The 26549-nt window shown below is 33.5% G+C and carries 9 protein-coding genes; all 9 read right to left on the bottom strand.

The annotated features are described in order from the left end of the window. Nucleotides 1–9: 9 nt before the first annotated feature. The 9 genes from DN393_RS21890 to DN393_RS21850 all read right to left on the bottom strand — a co-directional run bounded on the left by DN393_RS21890 (nt 10) and on the right by DN393_RS21850 (nt 26495). Nucleotides 10–1137, bottom strand: a complete 1128-nt coding sequence (locus tag DN393_RS21890) for a GNAT family N-acetyltransferase (RefSeq protein WP_149173924.1) — start codon at nt 1135–1137, stop codon at nt 10–12. Further along, complete coding sequence (locus tag DN393_RS21885) at nt 1134–2282, bottom strand: acyl-CoA dehydrogenase family protein (RefSeq protein ID WP_149173923.1); 1149 nt, start codon at nt 2280–2282, stop codon at nt 1134–1136. Before DN393_RS21885 ends, DN393_RS21890 begins: the two co-directional genes overlap by 4 nt. Then, nucleotides 2279–2542: an acyl carrier protein gene (locus DN393_RS21880; protein WP_000368639.1), complete on the bottom strand. Its 264-nt coding sequence runs from the start codon at nt 2540–2542 to the stop codon at nt 2279–2281. Before DN393_RS21880 ends, DN393_RS21885 begins: the two co-directional genes overlap by 4 nt. Nucleotides 2543–2574: 32 nt before the next feature. Then, nucleotides 2575–5226, bottom strand: a complete 2652-nt coding sequence (locus DN393_RS21875) for a condensation domain-containing protein (RefSeq protein WP_149173922.1) — start codon at nt 5224–5226, stop codon at nt 2575–2577. Between the two features lie 326 nt (nt 5227–5552). Continuing rightward, entirely contained in the window at nt 5553–11276 is a 5724-nt protein-coding gene (locus DN393_RS21870) for a non-ribosomal peptide synthetase (protein WP_149173921.1), read from the bottom strand. Between the two features lie 26 nt (nt 11277–11302). Further along, nucleotides 11303–21313: a type I polyketide synthase gene (locus DN393_RS21865; protein WP_149173920.1), complete on the bottom strand. Its 10011-nt coding sequence runs from the start codon at nt 21311–21313 to the stop codon at nt 11303–11305. A 1238-nt stretch (nt 21314–22551) separates the two neighbouring features. Next, entirely contained in the window at nt 22552–22947 is a 396-nt protein-coding gene (locus DN393_RS21860; RefSeq protein WP_061663546.1) for a hypothetical protein, read from the bottom strand. Between the two features lie 290 nt (nt 22948–23237). Beyond that, on the bottom strand, nt 23238–23591 hold the full coding sequence (locus DN393_RS21855) for a hypothetical protein (RefSeq protein ID WP_001102753.1): 354 nt from the start codon (nt 23589–23591) through the stop codon (nt 23238–23240). A 15-nt stretch (nt 23592–23606) separates the two neighbouring features. Continuing rightward, nucleotides 23607–26495: a pre-toxin TG domain-containing protein gene (locus DN393_RS21850; protein WP_149173919.1), complete on the bottom strand. Its 2889-nt coding sequence runs from the start codon at nt 26493–26495 to the stop codon at nt 23607–23609. Nucleotides 26496–26549: the final 54 nt, after the last annotated feature.

Below are 26549 nucleotides of genomic sequence, written 5' to 3'. Positions count from 1 at the left end.
CCCTTATTTTCATCTTAAGCTATCTTCAACTCTATCTAATAAAGCTCGTCCCTCTTCAGTTTTTCTTAAATTCACTAAATCAACTACATAGCGAATATCTGATACATCATTCCATCCTAGATCTAGTGCAAGATTCATATGCTTTAACGAAAGATCGATTCTATCAATTAATGAATAACCACATGAAAGTAAAAAGTGATGCCATGCATTTAAATCTCCTATAGTACGAGCTTTTTGTACAAACTCACTAGCTTTATTAAAATTTGAATAGTATCTTAATTGATGGTACGCGGTAAAAACGAAATTATCTAATTCGTTATAAGGAAACACATAAGCTGTATAGGTTTGAAGATTTGTGAATCCAACTTTTCCCGCTAGTTTAATAGATGGAATACGAAAATCCTCTGTCTTCCAATGTGGTGTTCTTTCTTGTTTTAAACAGTCATCCAAGAATGCTCTTGCAGCCAACCAAGCATACCCTTTACCTCGCTGGAATAAATCATAAGTATTAATTCCAATTTCCACATCAGTATCTGTTGCAAAAACCGATAAGCAACTAGTTACAACTTGTTCATGTACCATTACTACATAACCAAATCCATTTCGGATGAAATCCTGAGTTGACTCCCAAAAATCAACAATATCATCCCGTACCATTGCGAACTTTTTATCTGATAGCATGTCGATTGTAATACGTTCCACCGTTACCCCATCAGGTATATTAGGTTTAGATAACTTATTATAAGACTCCGGATCAAAAGTAAATGTTACTCGAGTGTAAGGTTTAGGAATAAACATTTGCAATTGTTCCTCAACAACCTGTTTCCATTTTGATTCAGGTAATAATTCAACCTGAAAAAAGTCATCCCCTATCCGCTCGGCCTCAGGTGCAATTACTTCTTTAATAAAAGTTGATAGACTTGAAACAAAACTACTTGTAGGATCACCTAATAAATAAAAAATTTCTTGTTCTGCCCACACAAGTGCGCATCTAGGGTTATTAGGATTATCCACATAAATATGTCCCTTATTGTAACCATGAGCTATACCGTTAAGTATTGGATGATTCTTATAATCAACGAGAAGTGGAGATATTTGTTTGAATTCATCCTTTTCTTTTACTAATTCATAAATCATATTTTTAAAAGTCCTCCCTTTTGAGAACAAGTGTGAAGTGCATGCTGCGCAATAATTGGCTGAAGTACCTGCGAGGTACCTTCAATAATTTCTAAAACCTTTGCTTCCCTAAATAAACGCTCAACAGGATATTCTCTTGAAAATCCGTTTCCACCAAACACTTGGACAGCGTCTGTGGCTACCTTCATAGCCATCTTTGAGGCAAAATATTTTGCAATGGTTGTTTCAATTACAGCATCAGTATGTCTATCCTGACGCTTTTTCCCAGCCGCTTGGCATAATGAACGAGCTGCTTTTATATTTACACTTGCTTCTGCTAAAATTGTTTGAATTGCTTCATATTCACATATATATTTATTTCTTTGTTTTCTTCTTCTTGAATAAGCTACCATTGCTTCTAGTGCTTCTTGAGCAATGGCTACTCCTGCCCAGGCAATACTATATCTACCATGATCGAGAGCTGTGTTAACTACATAACTCCATCCACCCCCAATTGGTCCTAACAAGTTTTCAGCTGGTACCTTTACATCTTGCAAATGAATCTCAGCTATATGCGAAGAATTACTTGCTAACAGTTTACTCATTTTATTTGTAGAAACACCCGTCATTGACCGTTCAACAATAAAGGCACTAACTTTTCCTTCACTGGACGCAAAAACCAAAAAACAATCTGCAATGTCAGCAAATGAAATCCATTTTTTGTGCCCATTAAGAATAAAATAATCATCAACTTGTTTATAGGAAGTTCCAACCGCTTTTGCATCAGAACCAACCTCTGGCTCAGTTAGGGCAAATGAAAATAATAGGTTCCCCGTTGCCATCTCAGGTAACCATTTTCTCTTTTGCTCTTCAGTACCCCACCTTTTAATTGACTCCCCTACTAAAGATACATGAACTGTAAGTAATTCACGAACCGAATTGCAAGCTTTACCAATGATTTCAGTAAGACGACCATAATCTAAAGAATCGAGAGAAAGTCCACCATATTCTTTTGGTATCGTTGCACCCAATACACCATAACTTGAGAGTTCTTGTATTACATCATAGGGAAGCTCTTCATCACTTTCAAACTCACCTGCTCGAGGCCGAAGCTTCTTTTCCGCAAACTCATCAACTACTCCCAGAATCTCTTCTGCATTACTCATACTGTGAAATTCCCATTCTTCTTTTTGTTAATTAGATCAACCATATTATTAATAGTAGAAAAGTTAATAATATCAAGTTCATCATTATCTACTACTATATCAAATTCCGTTTCTATGAAATTTAACATTTGCATAGCAAAGAGCGAATTTACATAACCTTTTTCAAATATATTGTCATCATTAGCAACAATAGTTTCCTCTGCATTAAAAATAATAAGATTTTTTTTAATGTATTGACGTATTTTTTCATGATTATCCATGTAATTACTCCTTCTGAGACCTGGGAAATCAATTAACCAATATCCCAATTAAAATCGGTCTCTATTTTTATTTTTTCTTTCTCCTGAGTCGCAGATAAAACAAGTTCTTTTTCCTCACTTGTTAACATTTGAATATCTTTTAGACTAACATTAGGATGAGTTGTTATTTCTTCTAATAGAAGGTTAAATCGCCGTCCAAATTCTACTATTGTTGATTTATCAAATAAAGATGTAGCATATTCAAAAGTGAATTCATATATATCTTTATTTTCTTCAGCAATAAGCGTTAAATCAAACTTACTTGTTAGTGTATCTTTGTTTGTTTCCTTGCTAATTTCTAATCCATCCACAACTGTATGTTTTTCATCCGAATTTTGTAATACAAACATGACATCAAATAAAGCACTTCGGCTTAAGTCTCTAGAAAGATCTAATTTTTCCACTAACTGATCAAATGGATACACCTGATGTTCGAAAGCTTCTAACGTATCGCTTTTCACTTTTTTCAAGTGATTAATAAAAGATTGATCTGGATTTATTTGATAACGTAATGCAATTGTATTTACAAACAGCCCCATAAGAGGTAACAAATCAGCATGCGGCCTACCTGCAACTGGTGATCCTATAATGACATCCTTTTGTTCCCCATGCTTGTACAGAAAAATAGTGAAGGTAGCCATAAGTAACATAAAAGGTGTCGTATCAGTTTCTAGTGCTATTTTTTTTATTTTTCGAGTAATTTCCTTGTTTACTTGGAAATTATATTGTTTACCCTCGAAACTCTTTACAGGTGGTCGACCTCGATCATATGGTAATTCAAGAACTGGTATATCCCCTGAGAATAATTCTTCCCAGTATTTCTCATGGATATCAAATTCTTTAGAAGATAATAATTTTTGTTCCCACACAGCATAATCTTTATATTGCAAACGATTTTCCGGCAATGTTTCCCCAGCATATAGGTCCTTAAAATCATGCATAAAGATACTTAAAGACACGCCATCTGTTATGATGTGATGAAGGTCAATTACAAGTAAATAACTATTATCTTTTAGCACCTTTAGTCCAGCCCGCATTAACGGAACCTTAGAAAGATTAAATGGTTGCAACCATTCTTTATACTCTCCCTTTATCATTTCTAGCTCAAATGTTACCTGTTCTAATACTCTCTGTACTAATTGATCCCCCTGCCACTCAAACTGTGTTCTGAGTATTTCATGGCGTTTAATAAGCTTTTCAAAGACTAATTCTATCCTTTTCCGGTCCACCGTTCCTTTAAGAATAAAACAACTTGGTACATTGTATGTCATCTGTACCCCATCCATCTCTTGTAATAACATCATTCTTTTTTGAGCCGATGAAACCGGGTATACCTCAGATTTCGGTACTATTTCTATCTCTTGCAACCTATTTTCTTTTGAATTTTTAATAAAATTACTTAAAGTTCTTATTGTTGGATACTCAAAAAGGTTTGCCAATGATAATTGCACGTTAAATTCTTTCCATATTTTAGCGTTGATTACTGTAGCATGAAGGGAATGACCACCAAGTGCGAAAAAATTATCTTCCACACCAATACAAGGATTACCTATAACTTCTTTCCATATATCAACTAGCTTTCTCTCCATATTATCGAGTGGTTTTACATAATTAGTAGTCTCCATCGATGGAGAAGAATCTATAATTACATTCTTTGTATTACCTTCTATAACAGAAATAAGAAATGTCATTATTTTTCCAGCTAAATTTTGCTCGTATTCTGCAGCATGGTGAATTTTATCTGAAATATTTACTATTCCTTCTTTAGTTACTGATTTTGTTAAGTGCATTTTTATCAATGATCCACGAATTACTCCCCAATTGGCAGCTGCTGTCTTCATAGATTCAGCGATAGTTTGGAAGTCAGAGTGATAATGCTCACCAAGAAACGAAAGCATTTTGGAAAACTTTACTCGGCCATCTACAACTTGACCCAAATGTGAGAATAACGGAACATCATTAAAGTCTAAATATCCATCTGTCTCTTTATTCAAATCAAACTTACTTATTAATTGCGTAGCAAAAAGGTGCATTTGTGAAAAAATATGTTTTTTATCTTTTATATGTTTTATCCAATTTAACAAATCGGTTGTAATCAATTGTATGTCTGTGATCTCATCTTCAGTAACTTTTAAAGTACTTACTTTTTGATAACCCTTATGAAAAAGTTCTATTGAAAGTTGTGCATTTTTAACCATAAAATATGGATCGGTAATAATTAAACAGTCTTCTTCGGGCTCATACCCTACAACAACAAATGAATGAACAATATGATTTTTTAGATAATTTTCATCCCAAGGAAGCCAGTATGCATTCATGGTTACCACCACAGGAAATCCCGAGTATAACTGTTCTAATATAATTTCAAATCCTTCATCAGATGAATCTGTATCAAATATAGTACTTTTTATACCATGATATTTTTCTAAATCACTTACAAAATAACCAGACTCTGTATATAATCCATCCCCTAAATTCCCATTATCGACAGGAGAAAAACCAAAATCCCATAATCTAGCGTACATTAAATAATGTTTCCGCTTAAACCAATTAGCTAACGTAGCAATCACATCATCAATACAATTTTGTTCAGAGCTTTTACAGGGCTCTACATCATATAAGATTGAAGAAGCATAATTTCCCATTTACTCACCTCTATATTTTTAACAATAGGAAAAACTAGTGTAATTTGGTAATCTGGTTATTTTTCTATACTAAGTTGACAAAGATATGTATATCTTCTTTAAAAAGCTATCAATTATTATTAACACCTTAAATATGAAGAATCTTATTCCACGAATCACTTTTTTATTTTAATCATTTTTAAATAAGGGGGAGAATTCCCTAACTCAGAATCACCAGAATATACACTATCATTCCAGAAATCTAAGAGGGAAAGCTCCTTTAATCCCACAGTATAGCAAGTGTAAATTTAAACTCTTAAAAGTCGTGTTTACAATATGAAGTAATACTAATTATTTTTCTTTTCTGCTATATAAGCCGCTAGTTGTTTAATATTTCGCTTTGTATATGCAACTAAGTCATCCGTATTAAGATTCTCGTTTTCTAAAGCAAGATCAAGCTCAATAGCTAGTAGAGAATTTCCTCCTAAGTCAAAGAAATCATCCTCTACACCGACAGCTTCAATCTTCAGTATACTTTTCCATATTTCAACCAAACGAGATTCTAACTCATTACTAGGAGACATCATACTCTCCTCCTCATTCTTAGGTAAAGATCTAGGTGAAGGTAAGGAATGTCGATCAACCTTTCCACTTGGTGTTAATGGTATGTTTTCAACTTCAACAAAGAAAGTAGGTATCATATAACTCGGAACTAATTTCGCAAGATGCAATTTCAAATCAGAAATGGATGCAAGTGATTTTGCTACGAAATAAGCTACAAGTTTTTTCTGCCCATCTTCATCTTGAATGTCTACTATCACTGCTTCTTTAATTGCATGGTGTGAAGATAAAGCATCTAAAATTTCACCTGGCTCAATTCGATATCCTCTAATTTTTAATTGTTCATCATTTCTACCGAGGAATTCTATATTCCCATCAGGTAACCAGCGTGAAAGATCTCCTGTCCTGTACATTTTCTCCCCTTTTACAAATGGGTCTGGTAAAAACTTCTCCTCAGTTAATCTCATTTGATTTACATATCCTCTTGCAAGACCTTCTCCCCCAATATACAGCTCTCCTACCGCGCCAATAGGCTGAAGTCTCTGTTTTTGATTAAGTATATAAAGTCTTACATTCGGAATAGGCTTTCCAATAGGAATAGTATTATAGTTTTCACTTTCTTGAAGTGAAAATGTACTTGCGATAACCGTCGCCTCAGTAGGACCATACATATTTTCTATTTGAGTCGATAATCGATGCTTTTTAAATTTATTAACCACCTCATGTGTCAAAGCTTCACCCGCAAGTAATATATACTTTACTTTATTTAAAACCTGGCAATTTTCATTATTAAGTGTATTTATGAATGCTCTAAACATAGACGGTACAAAATTTAATAATTTTACATCATATTTATCTATAGTTCTTAAAATTGCCCTTGGGTTTCGATGTTCCCCATTTTCCATTATTACTAATTTACTACCTACTATGGTCCACCCAAACAACTCTAAAACAGATACATCAAATATATAAGGCGTCTTCAGTAAATACGTATCTGATTCATCCATAGGATATAAATGAGTCATTGAAAATAAGAAATTCACAATACTACAATGTTCAATCATGACTCCTTTTGGTCTACCTGTAGAACCTGAGGTATATAAAATATAAGCTAAGTTATTTGGTTTTCGAGTAACCTCCAGGTTGCTTGTATCACCAACGTACAAATTTTCTTGCTTTAAATCAATAATCTCTCCTACAAATGGAATTTCACCTACGTATTTAGATTCTGTAAGTACAAATTGAGGATTACAATCCTCTAAAATATGTTCCATTCGACGCTTTGGATATTCAGGATCAATTGGTACATATGCAGCTCCAGATTTTAGCACAGCAAATATAGCTATAATCATTTCTACGGATCTTTCCACAACGATACCAATTCTAGTTTCCTGATCTACCTCTTTTTGTCTAAGAAAACGAGCAAGCTGATTTGCTCGATTATTGATATATGAATAACTGTACGATACATCATTTGAAATAACTGCGATTCCTTCTGGTTTATTTTCAACCTGATCCTCAAAAAATTGATGAACTAATTTACCCTGAGTAAAATCTAATTTTGTATTATTAAGTTCATTTAACATCCTTGTGGATTCACTTTTACTTAAAACATTAACATCTTCAATTTTCGCTTCAGGATTAGCTACCATCCACTCTAGCGTATTTATAAAATGCATCATAAACCGCTCTATAGTTTGCGGATAATATAGTCCTGTCGCGTATTCCAATTCTAATCGCAGACCCTCTTCTTCCGGAAATACTTCTATACTCATATCTACCTTTGAAGCTTGATGCTTAATTTCGTATGATTTAAATGTAATATCTTTTATTTTTTCTGATGTTCTTCCGATATTCTGCATCACTAACATGACATCAAATACAGGATTTCGGTTAGTATGATAAGCCATGTCTAACTTATTTACTAACTCATCAAATGGGTATTCTTGATATTGAAATGCTTCTAGCGCATTTTCTTTTACTTCATTTAAGAATTGAATTATCGTCTTTTCCGCTTTAGGATGATTTCTCATAGGTAGAGTATTTACAAACATACCTATGATAGGCTCAAGATCATGATGAATTCTTCCTGCAATTGGAGAACCTACTATAATATCTTCCTGTTGTGTATACACATGCAATACTATATTTAGTGACGAAAGAAGTACCATATATAAAGTAGCTTCTCTTTCATCCGCAAAGGATTTTAATTTATTAGAAAGTTCAGGTGTTAGATGGAATACTAATCTATCACCTTCAAAAGTTTGATTTAGCCCACGTGGCTTATCAGTTGGGAACATAAGAATTGGTAACTCACCTTTAAACTTATCTACCCAATACTCTTCAATTTCTTTCAGCCCTTCATCGTGTAAACGATTGGTTTGCCAATTGGCATAATCTTTGTATTGTATTTTAATAGGCTCTAAGGCTTTGCCTGAATATAAATCTATAAACTCTTTTTCTAACTTCGCTAAAGATACTCCATCTGCTATTATGTGATGAAGATCAAATAGTAACAGATATTGATTGAATTCTAATTTCATTAAACCGACGCGCATAAGTGGAGCCCTATCTAACTGAAAAGGACGAACAAATTCCTGTATTAACTCTTCAATTGTTGATCTATCAGATTTATATAAATGTTCAATTCTAATATCTAAACCATCATGAATAAATTGAACTGGTTCACCTTTAATAAATTGGAATGAAGTTCTTAATGATTCATGACGTTCCACTAATTCTTTGACACTTTGTTCTGCCTTTATAAAATCAAACTCACCTTCTATTAACATTGCACCTGGTATATTGTAGGCAGTTCCTATTCCAGCAAAGCGGTTTAATATATATAATCTTTTTTGTGAAGAAGAAGCTTGATAAAATTCTCTATCAGGTACGATCTCAATTTGAGAATAATTTTTCTTCCCTTCATATTTCTCTATATACTCCGCTAATAGCATAATTGTAGGCCTTTGAAACATTTCACGTATAGGTACATCTACACCTAAACGTTTATATATGTGTGAAACAACAGAAGTAATTTGTAATGAATTACCTCCTAATTCGAAAAAGTTATCATTCACACCTATTTTCTCTATTCCAAGTACTACTTTCCATATCTCAGAGAGCATTTGTTCAATTTCGTTACGTGGTTCAATAAATAAAGCTGTGGATTGCTCCCAAATTGGATCCGGAAGAGCTTTCCGATCTATTTTACCGTTTGATGAGATTGGAGACTGCTCAATCGGGATAATGTATGCAGGAATCATATAAAATGGTAAATACTCTCTAAGGAATTGGCGTACTTCTTCTACTTTAGCTGAAGGATTCATAACAACATATGCACATAAAACCGGAGCATCTTCTCCCTCTTTTTTACGTGTAATTACAATAGCTTCACCAATTTCAGGATAACGTAATAGTTGCTTTTCTATTTCTCCCAATTCAATTCGTAATCCACGAATTTTGACTTGATCATCCATACGGCCTAAATATTCAAGATTTCCATCTGGTAACCAGCGAGCCAAATCTCCAGTACGATATACCTTGTCATCTATAATAGAAGAACCCGCTTTGTTGATTTGTAAAGGAACAAATTTGTCCATAGTTAACTTAGGTTGATTTAAATAACCTCTTGCTAATCCTTCTCCTGAAATACACAATTCCCCAGGAATTCCAACGGGTTGTAATTGTTGATTATCACCCATAATATAAACTTTTTGATTAGCTAGAGGTCTTCCTATTGGTAATTGATTCATAAATTCTAACTCAGCGTGCTGAACATGATAACATGTAGAATCTACAGTTGTCTCTGTAGGTCCATAAGCATTTGTTAAATTTGGTCGGCAGTTTTCATTAAATAAACCAAGGAATTTCCGTGCTAATTTCGGTGGTAATTCCTCTCCAGCAATAATAAAATGTTTAAATGAATATTCTACCTCTTCATCTATAAAATTAGTTAATAATCGAAGATGCATAGGCGTTCCATCAGCGATATTTATTTGCTTTTCTTGATAAAAATTAATTAGCTTCTGCCCATCAGTTCTCGCTTCCTCAGGTACTATAAATAAACTATTTCCTAATAGAAGCGCACCAAACATGTTTTGTACTGAAGCGTCAAACTCAAAAGGTGAAACTAACCCGATTCGCATAGAAGAACTATATTTATCATATATTTCATTTTTTAACCCAAATATTAAATTTACAACACTACGATTTTCAACCATAATTCCTTTAGGATTACCTGTAGTTCCAGAGGTGAAAATAACATATGCCAAATCGTAAGGTGTACTTACTGAAGGGAAACTAACCAACTCTGTTTCAAGTAGTTCATTAAAACTCACCATACTACAATCCTGGATTTCTCTTGTAAAATCTTCACTAATAACATCTGGTTTTACTATACAAAGTGGAGATTTACATTCTTTTAGCATCGCCTCTATCCGTTTATACGGCAAATATATGTTAATAGGTAAATAAGCAGCCCCACTTTTTAAAATACCTAGCATTGCAATGACTGCATCAATGGATCGATCCATCATAAGACCAACAATGTGTCCTTTTCCAATTCCTTTTTTATGTAGAGAACTGGCAACCAGATCTACCTTTTCTTTTAATTGAGCATATGTTATTTCTCTTTTGTCATCAGAAACAGCAAGTTTATTTGGATTATGCATGACTTGTTCTTCAAATAACTGTATTACCGTTAAATGATGCGGGTAATCTAACTCAGTTTGATTAAATGCAATTAACTCTCTTATATCATTATCACTAACCCAATCTAAATCTATATGGGGCGTATTCGGTTGTAGTAAAGCTTGCTCTAACAAGTCTATAAAATGATGACCAAATCGCGTTACAGTAGATGTTTTGTATAGATGGTCATTAAAATACATATCACCTTCTATACACCCATTTACTTGACGGAAAGAGAATATAATCTCAGCATTGCTCTCACTTAAATAATTTAAATCTTGAATTTCCTCTAACAAAATTGCAGTACGGAATGGATAATTACGCCCCTCTGGAAGGTAGTTACTCAAAACCGGTTGTAAACTTTCCAATGGGAAATTTTGATGTTCTAAAGCATTAACCATTACTGTACTAACATGCTGGAGAATTTGTCTAAATGTCATATGTTCCTCAAGACCATATCTTAAAACTAACAAAGTATTAATAAGGTTAGTATCACTGTCTTGTTTTAAAACAGGTGTACCAATGCATATATCTTGCAATCTAGTATATTTATTTAACAGCAAAGTAAGTCCAGCAGTAAGAATCATGTGCAATTGAAGATCTGATCCATTTGCTAACTTTAAAATCTTCTCGGACAATTCCTCTTTTAGTTTTATGCTAATATTTGATAAATTCACCTGTTTGTTTGATGTCCGGTAATCATAAGGGAAATGGCAGTCAGCCAGTTCCCCTGATAAGTTTTCTAACCAAAATTCTCTTTCCTTTATTCGTTCATTTGCGGCAATTACTTTATCTTTGTTCGCTATTCGTTCAACCATAGTTACTCACTCCTGACAATAATCAATTAAAAGTTAAAATCCCCAAAATCTACTGATACCTTAACTGGTTGCAGTTCTTGAATTTCTTGTTTAAATGAAATATCTTTTAATAAAATTTCAGGATGATCTACAATTTGTTCAAAAATCTCAACATAACGCTCACATAACTTTTGAACCGTGTCCCTAGTATATAAAGAGGTTGCATATTCCATAGTCAGTTCAATTGTATCTTCCAATTCAACCACTCTTAGCAATAAATCCATTTGCGCGCGCTTAAAGTCGTGATCATATGTCTCTAGTTCTAAACCATCGATAAACATATGATCTGCATCCATATTTTGCATAACAAATGAAACATCGAAAAGTGGGTTCCTATTATACGTTCCTTGAAGTCCTAATTGATTAACCAGGTCCTCATATTGACATTTTTGATGTTCAAACGCTTGTAAGACCTGTTCTTTTACTTCAAATAGGAACTGAGTAAACCTTTGTTCAGCTCTTGGATAGTTCCTTATCCCTAACATGTTTACAAATACTCCTATAATATCTTGTAAATCCGCATGTGGGCGACCAGTAATTGGTGAACCAATTACAACATCCTCTTGGCCAGTATATTTACCTAGCAAAATATTATATACAGAGAGCATTAGCGTATATAATGTAGTTTCTTCTTTTGCTAATAGGCGCTTAATTTTCTTGGTAACCTTTGGATCAATAGTAAAGGATATTTTACTACCTTTCAGATCTATTATTTCAGGTCTTGTATAGTCTGTAGGCATATTCAAGACAGGTACGCCATCTTTGAATTGCTCTAACCAATACTGTTCATGTTTGAGAGCAATTTCTTTTTCTTTTTCACTCTGCTGCCATTCTGAGTAATCCTTATACTGTATTTTTAAGCTTGGTAATTTCTCTCCAGAGTAAAGCGCAAATAGATCTCTAACGAAAATATCATAGGAAACTCCATCGGTTACTATATGATGTAAATCAATAATTAAAATATGTTTTTGTTCTCCCAATCTAATTAACCCTACACGGAAATATGGAGCATTATTAAAATTAAATGGACGAATAAACTCATTAATTATTTGTTCCACTTCAGATTCAACGCCCTCAATTTGAGTAATATGGAAATCAGCATGATCATGAATAATTTGTACCGGTTCATCATTTTTCATTTCAATAGTAGTTCTAAATATCTCATGACGCTTAATCAATTGAGTGAACGCCTTTTCTAAACGTTCAATGTTTAATTCTCCATTCAGAAGAATAACGGAAGTATCATTATAAGCTGTACTTTCTGGATATAATCGGTGTAATACATAAAATCTCTTCTGAGCTGAAGAAAGCTGATAATGAGATTTAGGTTCAGCTGGAACAATAACATCAAACTCACTCTTATCTGCCCTTGAAATATAATTTGCTAATTTCTCAATATTTGATAGAGTAAAGAGTTCTTTAATAGGAACTTCAACATTAAATTCTTTATGAATTTTTGAAACAATAGTAATAGCCTTAAGTGAATCTCCACCTAGTTCCAGAAGATCATCATGAACACCAACTTCTGAAACTTTAAATATATTTCTCCAAATTTTTGAAAGCTTTTCTTCTACCTCATTACGAGGTGCTACATATTCAGTCAAGAGTTGTGGTCTAGAATGGTATAACGTAGAATCTAATTCTTCTTCCTTCTCATCATTGAAAGAATTTAATAACACCCATTGATCAATACGCGCTTGCAGTTCCCCTGGAGAATGAATCAGTACTTCCCCTTGTTTCCATGACAGTGCTATATTAAATGCCTGAACTCCTTCTTCAGGTGTCATAGATAATTCATGTACACTTGCACCTATCTGCATATCTTTTTCTTCATCTTCCCAGTATTTCCAATCACTCCAATTGACACTTATCCAAGGCAGTTTGGAATAACGATTTATATATTGTGCAAAAACATCCATGTATATATTTGAAGCAGCATATGAAACATACCCTAATCCACCTAAGACCGCTGAAATTGAAGACATTAGAACACAAAAATCTAAGTCTTTATTTCGTAAGCACTCTTCTAAATTGAGAAGACCATAAACTTTTGCAGAAAATTGTTCCTCACAGTCCCCTTTTTCAAGTTCCTGAATTAAATTAAAAGTTTTTCCACCGAGAATACCTGCACCATGAATTACACCATTAATTTTTCCGAATTTTTGTTCTGCCTTATGAATTGCTTCGTATAGTTGTGATTGATCTGCAACATCAGCAGCAAGTACATAAACTTTAGATCCTGTTTCTTCTATCTCTAAAACTTTACGAATTCTGTCCGAATACATCGTATTTTCCTTCAAATGCATATCCCACTCATCACGATTTGGCAAACCTGTACGTGTAAAAAGAACTAAGTTAGCCTGTACAGTTTGAGCCAAGTGTTTCGCAAGAATTGTACCAATACCTCCGAGGCCTCCTGTAATAAGGTAAACTCCATTTTTTCGTAAAGGCAGTTTCTCTTTAGCTGGCTGTTCTAGTTGTAAAGGCTCATAAGTTTGAACAAATCTTTTATTTCCTCGATAAGCAATCATTTTATCATTCGTATTTGAAAGACATTCTTCTACTAATTGGTTTATTAGCCTACTCTTCAATTCTTTGTTTAGAGGTAAAATAACATCAATACTTGAACAAGAAAGATAAGAATACTCTTGCGGAACAACTAATGACGTTCCAAGTACAGTTGATTTTTCTGGAATTAATTCTTCATCACCAATCACTTGTTGAACACCATTTGTAATGATTCGAATTGAGATTGAATCAGAGATATTCTTGTCTCCTAGTGCCTGAGTTAAATAAAAGATTGAATAGAATCCTAAGTTTTGTTTACAATTTACATATTCAATTGAGGCTTGTCTTTCCTCATCCGTAATTCCCCACATATGAACTATTCTTGTAGGTAAACCACATATTTCTTGTACTTCATCCAATAACTTAACGTAATCTGTACGCTCTTCAGGATTTATAATGAAGCGATCGTTATTCTCCTTATTAAAACCAAAGCCAGGTTCTACTGTAACTACTCTCTGCCCTTTATTTAATAAGTCCTTAACTAGTTCATTACCTAATCCTTCTTGATCTACAAAAACAATCCATGTCTCATTCACATCATGATTTGGTTCAAACAATGTAGAACTTTTCCATTGCGGCGTATAGAACCATTCAGAAATGTTGTTATTCTTACTAATTTTAGATTGCTTACTATTAAGCTTTTGACCTAAATCATACGGATTACCTTGTAATTTATAAGATATTTTATTGAAAGAATACATTGGTAATGGGATACGTCTTCTCTTCTCATCTTTATAAAATTGTTCCCAATCTATAGAAATACCTGTTACCCACATTCGAGTGATGTGACTAAATAAGAAATACATATCTGATACATCTTGTTGAACAGATCGAATCGTATTAAATATTCTTTCACTACCATTTTCATAATCTAAAAGGCGACTAGTAAGCCTACTAAGGTCATTTCCAGGACCAATCTCTATAAATAGACTTGTATTATCCCTATTCAACCCTTGAATTCCATCAGAGAATCGAACAGTTCCACGCATATGTTTTACCCAATAAACTGGGTTTGTTGCTTCTTCAGGTCGTATCCAAGTACCAGTCAAGTTTGACAAATATGGTATTTTAGGTTCTCTAAGTGTCAATGTACTCACATAGGAAGCATACTCTTCCAGAATTGAATCCAGTTCATGTGAATGTGCTGCTCCTTCAATCGTTACTCGCATACACATGAAACGCTTTTTCTTTAATTCATTTTCAAAATCTACAATTGCTTCTTCTGTCCCAGAAACTATACAAGCTGGACCATTTACTACCGCTAAAGAAATGGTATGTTGATATTCTTTTTCAAAAGAATTAATCAAATGAATTAATTCCTCTTCTGGAAGTGGAACGCTAAGCATTACCCCTGCAGGAAGACTACTCATTAGCTGCCCTCTTTTTACAACCAATTTAAGTGCATCTTCCAAAGTAAATACTTCAGCTAAACAAGCAGCCACATATTCACCAAAAGAATATCCAATCATTGCTTCAGGTTTAATTCCCCAATCCATTAATAATTTCGCAACTGAGTATTCAAACGCGAAAAGAATTGGTTGACTAAATTCCATTCTTTTTAATTTTTCCGTGGCCTCATCAATACTGAAAGTAGTTGGATATAACACTTCTTTCATGTTTACATTCGTAATAGATTGAAGAATTGCAAAGCATTCATCCATTGCTTCACGGAAAATTGTCTCTTGTTCGTATAATTCTAACCCCATGTTTACATATTGTGATCCGTTCCCAGAAAACAGGAAGTTAATTTTAGGATGTTCCTCTTTTACATTTGCATATTGTACTCTTCTTCCTTCTGGCTGGTTTAACAGTTCAATTCCTTCTTGAGTACTGGAACAAACTAAAGCTCTCCTATGCTTGAATTCCTTACGTCCAATTTGCAATGTATAACTAGCGTCTGCCAAATTCACATGAGGATTCTGTTCAAGGTGATTTCCTAAATTCAAAGTCATACGATCCAAAGCATCTTTCGATTTTGCCGAAATCATTAACATCTGGTATGGTCTACTATTTGATGTTGCTGCAAGCTTTGGTGCCTCCTCCAAAATAATATGTGCATTTGTACCACCAATACCAAATGAACTAACACCTGCACGTAATGGTTTATTATCCTCTTTCCACTCATTTAAGTGTTGATTTACATAAAACGGTGTCTTTTCAAATCCAATTTGCGTGTTTGGTTTTGTAAAATTCACACTTGGCGGAAGAACCTGATTTTTCATCGCAAAGACCGTTTTAATTAGTCCAGCAACACCGGACGCTGCATTTAGATGTCCTACATTTGCTTTAACAGATCCAATTGGTACCGATTGTTTTTCATTAGAGTTAAACACTTCACTAAGCGCCTTGATCTCAATGGTATCTCCTAGTTTAGTAGCAGTTCCGTGTGTTTCAATATAGGAAATGGACTCAGGTTCTACATTTGCTTCATGTTGCGCCATTTTAATAACTTCTACTTGGCCCTCTACACTAGGTGCAGTGTAACCAATTTTCCGATTCCCATCATTATTGATCGCCGTTCCTTTTATTACTGCATGTATAGTATCCCCATCATTTATAGCTTCCTGTAAAGGCTTCAGAACAACAATCCCAACACCGTCTCCAAAAAGCATTCCATTTGCATTTTCATCAAAAGGACGACAATGACCATCTGAAGAAAACAGCATCCCTTCTTGGTAGGTATAACCTGATTTTTCAGGTTGAGTTAATGTAATTCCTCCAGCTATAGCAATATCACAATGCCCCTGTAATAATGCTTGGCATGCATTATGAATAGCCACCAATGATGTTGAACATCCCGTAAAGATATTCATACTTGGTCCTTTAAGGTTAAATTTGTAAGAAATTTGAGTGCTTAGTGAGTCTTTGTCGTTAAGTAATGAAATTAAGAATTGTCCAGCTGGTTCATTTGCCTCTGAAAGAGTAGATAACACTTGCCAATATAAGTTAGGAGATGCCCCACTATATACACCAATTAGGCCCGGGTAGGTCTCAATATTATATCCAGCATGTTCAAGGGCAGACCACGCACATTCATGAAATACTCGTAGTTGCGGATCCATTAACGATGCATCTTGAGGTGTATAATCAAAGAATGGAGCATCAAAATTATCAGTTCCCTCTAAATACCCTTTCGCTTTAACATAATTAGGGCTTTTTACTTCCATAGGATTCACACCAGATTCAATTAACTCTTCATCTGTAAAAAATTGAATAGACTCTGTTCCAGACTTTATATTATTCCAGAATTCATTTACATTCTGCGCTCCAGGAAAACGTCCATCTATTCCTATAATTGCAATATCGTTATCTTCTTTTGTTTTTCGATTAAAACGTTTTGTATGTTTAACTTGATTCTTCTGTTTATCTCCACTTAAGTATTTCGCTAAAGAACGAATACTTGGATATTCAAACATAACTCCAATTGAAATATGTTTTTCTAATCTATTAATTAATCTCTCATGAATTTGAATTATATGAAGTGAAGTTGCACCAAGATCAAAGAAATTTTCATTTACATTTACAGTATCAACACTGTAAAACTCTTTCCAAATTCCTATAATTACTTCCTCTACTTCATCTTGATTTCTGAACTTATCTCCCGTTTTCGTTTGAGTTTCCAATTCAGAAATCCGTTTGCGAGAATTCAGATTAATCCATTGATCAAAACGTTTATTTAAATCTCCTGAAGAAATAATCACCTGATTTAAACCACTTAAACCAAGCACACATTGGAATGTTTTTTGTCCTTCCTCAGATGTCATTTCAAGTGCTTCTATACTTTGAGCATTGAATATTTTATTAACCTGTTGAGCTCCCGTATACTGCCAATCTCCCCAGTTAATACTAGTCCATCGATTATTAGATGTATTACTCACTTTGTCTGAAAAACTATCTAAGTAAAGGTTTGCTGCTGAATAGGCTACAAAACCTAATCCACCCAAAATAGGTGAAAGTGATGAAACAAGATAACAAAAATCAAGATCATACTTACTCAATAACTTATCAAGAACTAGCACACCATGTACTTTAGGAAGAAATTGCTCTTCACATTCAATCCTACTTATCTTTTCCATTGGACACTGAGCTGATTTAACACGTAAGACACCTGCTGCATGAATTACCCCATTTATGTGACCAAAATTAGCCTCAGCCTGATGAATCACGTTTCTCATCTGCTCTTCATCAGCTACATCTGCAACAGCTGTCATTACTTTTGCTCCCAATGACTCCAACTTCTGAATATGGTTAATACGTTGACATAATTGTTCATTTTCAATCTGTGATTGAAGAATTTGATCCCATTCTTCACGATCAGGAAGAGCTGTTCTACTAACTAATATTAGTTTAGCCTTTACTGTACGCGCCAAATATTCTGCTAATTTAAGGCCTACTCCTCCCATTCCACCAGTAATTAAATAAACCCCTTCCGATCGAATATTCGGAATTTTTGAAGCTAATTCATTTTCATTTATTACTAGCATTTCACTTACTTTTTCATCAGGTATAGGCTCATAGATTCGAATGTAACGAGTGTTATTTCGAATTGCTATTACAGTGTCAATAATGTCCGTTTGAATCTCAGAATATAAGTTTGATATTAATGCTTCTTCATTATCAGACAACATAAAATCTACACTACGGCATCTAATATTTGGATACTCTTGCGGAAATACTTTTATAGGAGCCAAAAGAGTAGATTTTTCTGCAATAATAGACTCGTCTCCTACTACCTTTTGCATATTATTCGTCATAACATTTATATTGATAGGATAAAGTAAATTAAATTTACTAATTGTCTTTGCAAGTGATATTAATGAATAGAATCCAGTATCTAAGGTCTCGATACCTAAATCCTTATTATCCACATTCCATAGGTGAACAATCTCCTCTGGTAAACACTCTTGTTTTTGTAGCTCATTAAATAACTGATAATAATCTTCTTGTTCAGTAGGGCATATTGTAAATTCATTTAAACTAATCTTTTTATATGAAGGACCCACACCGACTGTTATAACACGATGTCCATCTCTTTCAAGCTTTTCTTTAAGAGCTAAGCCTATATGCTCATTGTCTAAAAATAACAACCAACTTTTAGTAGATTCTTTAGTTACATCTACAATTTCTTTTTCCATCCAACCTGGAGTATAGAACCACTCAGCTATATTAGAACGTTTCTTTATCGATGTTTCTTCACTATTAGTTATATTTTGCTGTTCAGCTGGATCTATCCAATATCGTTTTTTCTCAAAAGGATAAGTTGGTAAGGCAATACGTAATCTATATTCCTCTTCATACAGTTTACTCCAATTAATTTCTACCCCTAACTCCCACGCTTGTCCCAATACCTCTAACAAGTCGTTCTGTAAAATAATATGATTATTATTAATTTCAGAATTTAATAACTCTCCAATATGTACAATCACAAAATTAGGATCTACATCCTTAACTTGTGTTAGAAGTTCTACTTTTTCTCCATGCATCCATTCTGTCTGTAACTCTATATAGTTCTCAACTAATGGATTCAGGACATCTTCTGGCTTAAGAGATTTATTATAAATATCTGAAACCATTCCAGCTAAGCCTGTACCAATAATGTTAGAAGGACGTACATCACATTCAATTAAAACATCAATAATCGATTGCAAGCAGACGAAGAAGGTTAAATCTTCAACCAAGCTATCATCTGTTCCTTTAAAGAATGCTTCTTTCAATGCTTTTCCAGTATACATTTGGGCATCAGTCATATTACGCTCAAATACTTTTAAGAATAATGGTTCCTTTTGGTATAGTTCTTTTACATTCTCAATAATTGATGAGTATTCGCTAGGTAACACAAATACCAAATCTGGATTTTCTTGCGTTTTTACGTGAAAATCTTTAACTGTTTTTAAATTGTCTATGGCGCTATCTATATCCTTACATAAGACCGCTCTTCTATACGGAAATGATCGACGGCCAGTTTGCAATGTGTATGCTACATCTGCTAATTCAACATCTTTATTAGATTCCAGATATTCAACAATATTTACTGTAGCATTATTTAAAGCTTCTTTTGATCTAGCAGAAAGAACCATTAGTTTTTTCTCTCTAGTAGAAGCAGAACTTTTAACTTTAGGGGCTTCTTCTAATACAATATGAACGTTAGTTCCACCATATCCGAAAGCACTCACACCTGCTCGAAGAAGATCATTATCTTCACTTTGCCAATTCACCAAATCAGTATTGATATAAAATGGGCTATCTATAAAATCAATTTTCGAGTTAGGGCGCTTCACATTTAAAGTTGGCGGGAGTTGTTTATGCCTCATAGATAAAACTGTCTTTATAAGTCCCGTCACCCCTGCAGCTGTATCTAAATGACCTACATTACTCTTAACAGAACCAATTGCACAAAAAGATTTCTTGTCCACATCTTGAAACGCTCTCTTTAGAGCCTCTACTTCGATAGAATCCCCTAATGGCGTTGCCGTCCCATGCGTTTCTATATAACTAATTGTAGAAGGATCAACTTCAGCAAAACTATGTGCTGCTTGTATTACTTCAGCCTGTCCCTCAACACTCGGAGCAGTATAGCCTACTTTTCGACCTCCATCATTATTTGCTGCTGATCCCTTAATTACACCATAGATTGTATCCCCATCAGCAATTGCATCTTCTAATCTCTTCAGTATTACCATACCTACACCATCACTAAAAACTGCACCCTGGGCTTCTGCATCAAAAGTACGTACTTTGCCATCCGGTGAACTTGTCATTCCTTCATGGTATTTATAACCATTCTTTTTAGGATACGTTATAGATACTCCACCTGCAGCTGCAATAGAGCATTCTCCAGTTAACAATGATCTACATGCAAGATGAATGCTCAAAAGAGATGTAGAGCAAGCTGTATATAATGTAAAACTCGGTCCCTTAAGTCCCAGCTTATAGGAGGTAAGTGTTGAAATTGCATCTTTATAGGAAAGAGTACCTGCTTCTGAGAACTCAACTACACTATCACTGTTTAATAATGGCGTGTGCTTCATCCAATTAAAATTAGTAGATGCTCCTACGTATAACCCTATTAATCCTTCATAGTCAAATGGATTATAACCTGCCATCTCTAATGCTTCCCATGTTGTTTCCTGTAACATACGGATTTGGGGATCCATTATTTTCGCTTCCCTAGGTGTATAAGCAAAAAAGGATTCATCAAAATATTCTACTTCCTCCAAATACCCTTTTGCTTTCACAAAATTAGGATGTTGTAAAACATCTAAATTAACACCTTCTTTAATTAACTCATCTTCAGTAAATGTAGAAATTGAATCAACACCATTTTTTAGGTTATCCCAGAATTGGTTTATTTCATTTGCACCTGGAAATTTACCTGCCATTCCAATAATCGCTATTTCCAAACCAGTTTTACTATCATCTTGATGCTTCATTTTCACTTTCCTCCTATTTTGTTTAATTCGGATTTTCTATGCTTTACATACTCTTAGCTACAATACTTAGAGCTAATACTGCTATTTCATTAACTTAAGCAAAAGAAAAAACACATGAAATTACCCATAAAGTAGCTAAAGTGATTTACATACCTGACAGAAAACAAAAAATTTAATTACAATTTCTATTCCTGGATTTCAATGATATTTTGAGCACTCATTTTCATTCTAAAAACCTAATACTTTGGTAATAATTCTGCTAATATTACACTTTATGTAGTTAGTAATATATTCACAAGAAGTTTTTTTAAGAAATTAATTTGTAGAGTAATAATTTTGTAGGGGATTTATGTTATAAAATTAAGCATACTTTTTCCAATATCATATAGAAAAAAACAAAAAAGTGACATACAGTGAATATTGAGAAATAAAATTCATTTATTCCATATCTAACCAAAATAGAACGAATTTTCAATTTTAAATTAGATTTTCTTGCATTTATAATTGCATTCTCTATAAATCATCTATGGTGAGCTTTTAAACTTTAAACATAAATGAAATTATATGTGAAATTTTTTAATTTAGATGAGGATCTATACGTGAATCCATTCCAGAGGAATTACATATGCTACAGATTTAATATTCTTCATAAAGTTATATACATAAACTAAATTCCTTCAAACGTTTTAAGAAAATATTGAGTATGAACATCGTTAGTGGAACGCTTCCTACCGAAGGCAAACTTATTTCTAGGATTGCTGACTTACAATTATGCATTGTACGACTCCTAAGACAGACCAAATAAGTTCCATATGCTACAGTACTGTTTATCCTTCCGTTATGTTTCGCTATGCACATACAATATTTTCATCTTATACCCATAACTAATGTCCTGCAGACGCTTTATATTATCTTCAAACCCACTATTTCACTAAACTGTAAAATTAAAACCACTAAATTTCCGAATAAACTGAAAACTCATGAGAAATTGACAAGAAATCTCAATAAGATCTTTTCAATATATCTTAACTTCAATCTCATGGAATCAGGACTCAATAATAATGCTATACAGGGGAGTATTCTATTAAGTAGAATTACAGAAACGATTCTGCTTATGCAGGATAAATTAAAAATTTTCCATTTGATCCTTTAACCTTTGTAAAAATCAGGTATTTAAATGTTATAAACAAAAAACGTAGGAATATTTAATTCCTACGTTTTTCATAAATAAATTTAATTTATTTATACAATTCCTCAAATTCGTCAATCTCAGCTTTACGCTTTAAAAATAGTTCCATATCTTTATTTTCTCTTTCTATTAACCCCAGAGCATGTGTATCATCCAAGGCTAACTCCTTATATCCCCATATATAATCTATAGTTGTATCTTTAACCTGTCTGTGTTCTGCACAATACCATTCTAAAGGTTGTAACGCATCGGATATTTTAAATAATTCTGCTGGATACCATGATGGCATATTTTCACGTTCTCCTAAGATTAAATATGTTAACTCACCACTTTGTAATTTACATATTCCATAAACAATATACTCTTTTTCAATGGTTAAATTAAATGTTTCCTCTGTTATCTTAGATAGGGCATTGCCGGTATTATATAAACAAGTTACTTTCATAACATATTCCCCTTATTTATTTTTATCTTTAAACTTAAAATTCAACCGTTTTACCTGTCCCCACATCAAATGCTTGATAATAACAAGCATAGCGTTTAAAAAGAAATTCATAATATTGCAGAGGTACAGAAACGAGTTAAGATATAAAGAATCAATATGAAAGAAAATCAAATTGATATAATATAAACCGCAGGAATTAAATATTTCCACAGTTTTATGTTTATCTAAGGTCCGTTTAATTATTTTACAACAATATAGAATTTACTTAGCATTTTTTCTTCTGCAAATACTTATCTTTCAATTTTTATATCCTTACACCATATTTCTAATTCCATAGGAGGCATAATTATATTACAGGTATATAATTTCAAGCCCTCTTTTTCTACTTCACCGATTTCAATATCATGAAGAAAATATGGTAACTGTTCATATGTAAATGTTTTTATTGGCTTTTCTTTTACATATCCCATGCTATGTTTGAAATCTATTCTATAGCAACCGCTAAATTGAAAATCTACGTCCTCATTTTCATCCTTATAAGTTAGGTGTACCTCATCACCAAAATAGTCGCATACTAATTTAGTAACCCATGCATCACAATAGTGTAACTTTTCAAATTCTGCTTGTATTCTCTGTACGTTCATTTTCGACCTCAATTCTTACTTTTTATATGGAATATGAGCATCTGGACTTTTAGCATCTACTATACTCCCATTTACATCTAATGGATTTTTATTCTCATCATATAAATGTACATGATCATATTTTGTTACTTTATCTGGTGGATCTATTCTCATCCTTATTGTACCATTACCATCTCGAACATGAACAAACCCATTATTCTCTGTGTATTTCCATCCTTCAGGAAGTTTTTCTAGTATTTCTTTTTTAGACATATTGGGTATATTTCGAGCATTTATTTTACCAAAAGCATTTGTGTACTTTGCAGCCGCCTCTAATGCTTTACCTTTCTTTTCAAGGTCACCAATCTTCCCTACAACTTTACCGATAACCCGTGTTGTACCACCAGATACGACGGCCAATGTGCCCCATGCATAATCGTCTGGACCGTATTTTTGACCTGTTACTAAGTCTTCACCTTTGATAAGTTGTCCAATTTCTTTTCCTGTACCAATTATTGGTGTAATACCCAATACGAATGATAAATCCCCATCATTCGCACGATTATAAATACGAGATGGATCTCCACCTAAATCACGCAATGCGTTATTCAAATTAATATTCCCAATGTTAGCTGCCGCTGCAGGGATATTATACTTATGTTGGGCAATTTTTGAAGCTGTTCCCATAAACGCATTTCCAAAGTCTAATCCTGTATTAACATCATTATAGATACCTGGTACTCTTTCTTGAAATGCTTGTAAATCTTTTGCTATAACTGGAACATTTTTTCTTGTTACTTGTACAAGTTCCTCCATCCCAGGTTTCGCCGCATCTATAGAGTGTTTTAATCGAATCGTACTTGTTGCAATGTTTCCTAAATCCTCAAATGTACCATTGTCGTGTAATACTTGCTGAATACGCTTATGACTCTCTGCTAATTCATGAAACGCATCTGTAGTTTGTTTTAAATACACATTAAATTGATCCTGGAACTTTAATACGTTTTGTGTATCTTCCATGATGACTGCATAAATTTGATTATTAAACTCTACCATTTGATCAAGAGATTTTACCATTTCTTGCTGGAATCGAAGCATTTCCTTAGACCCTCTAAGGATTAATTCTGAAAAATGCTTTGCTCGGTCTTCTGCATATTGTCCAAGATCATCACCATAAATTCCAGCTCTTTTTGCATCAGCCTGAAACATTTCTATCAGCTGTCGCATCTCTTCTTTTGTTAAGTGGTCCCAGTCATTTTTAATTTTTTTTCCCAGGACTTTCATTTTTTGATCAAATTCTAGTATTTGTTTTTTCTGTTCTTCTAGGTCATGTTTCGCATCTTCAGCGTCTTTTGCAACATTATTCATCAATTCAATTGAATCAGTGGTACTATTTTCTAAATCTTGTAGAGTTTTTAATGTATTATTGAGTAAAGGCTCGTCACTTTTGATGTATTTAAAAACACCTTCAAAAATTTTCAATTTACCATTTAATAAAGATAACGGTGTCTTTGCTTCTTGGTCAAAAATAATGGCATCATGGATGCGTACATACCCTTTTTCACCTTTATATTTTACTTCATACCAAGAACCAACTTTTCCTGTTACTTCTATTAATTCTCCAGTATTTACTCGCTTTGCTCGTAAAACTTTCTTTAAGTCTGGTTCTGGATATACTTTTTTTACAAGAGATTCTAACGTGATCCAACCTTTTATCATTTCTCCATCATTATTAAAAGAGAAAACCTTGTCTTTATAGGTAAAATCTCCTGTTTGTAAGGCACCATTTGGATGTAACAGATACCAATCATATTCTAATTTCATCCAACCACTTTTTGGTTCACTTTCATAACTAAAGTAGTACGGTTTTCCATCTACTTGTTGCATACCTCGGGATAAGATACCACTTTTATCAAAATAATGCATTTTACCATCAATATACTGAATACCTTTTTGTAACGCACCGGATTTATTCGCATAATATTTCGCGCCACCTATATCAATCCAACCGGTTTGCATAAAGCCATCAGGTCTAAAATAGTATTGTTTATTATCAATAGTCTGAAGGCCTGTTACACGACTTCCATTTTTTAAATAATACGTCCATTTCCCCTCTTCTTGCACCCATCCTTTTGCATTATCAAATAACAACATAGATTTTAATTGTTGGAAATCATAATACACATTATTTACGTTCTCAATTAACTCGTGAATTTCTTTCTCCTGGTTTTTAATTACATTTGGAGGAAAGTATTTTTCTGGATCTTTTTTATACTCCGTTAGTATAAATCGCGTGAGGCTTGTTCCTTCTTTTACAACATCCCAAGAACGTGTGGGATTTTCTCCTATGACTACGGATTCAAATATTCTTACATACCCTATTTCTCCTTGGTATTTTACTTGATACCAAATACCTTGTTTACCAATAACCTCTAATATATCTCCGTCTTTTACAGGCTTTGATTCCAATAAAAATTTTGTTTCTGGTTTAGGATACATTCTTTTAATTTTAGAACGTAATGTAATCCATCCTTTTTCCATTTCCCCATATTTATTAATTTCAAATTGTTTCCCTTGATAGGTAATAACACCTGTTGCATATTTCCCATCACGTATATAACTCCAAGCTGTTCCTGAAAAACTCCATCCGGTTTGTAATTTTCCAGGTTCTTTATAATGAAGCCATTCATTTCCGACTTGTTTTTTCCCTTCAAACAACCTACCATCTTTGAAGAATTCATATTCTATTCCATCTAATGTGATTGTTTCTGTTCTTTTACTGCCATCTTTTTCATAATAATACCAATTCTCTTTCTCCTTCACCCAGCCTACTTTATTTAAAACTTCGGCTGCTGCTGTAAATGTTGGTGCATAGGTAGAGAATAATAAAAATAATGATACTATAAGTCCAATGACTTTCTTCATACTCGCATCTCCTTATCAATTCATTAAAAACTTTTTAATTATATATTAGATTTT

This window comes from Bacillus sp. BPN334 (assembly GCF_008368885.1).
GTDB lineage: Bacteria > Bacillota > Bacilli > Bacillales > Bacillaceae_G > Bacillus_A > Bacillus_A wiedmannii.
The sequence above is the reverse complement of the archived record's forward strand: the minus strand, read 5'-3'. Positions and strand labels throughout refer to the sequence as shown.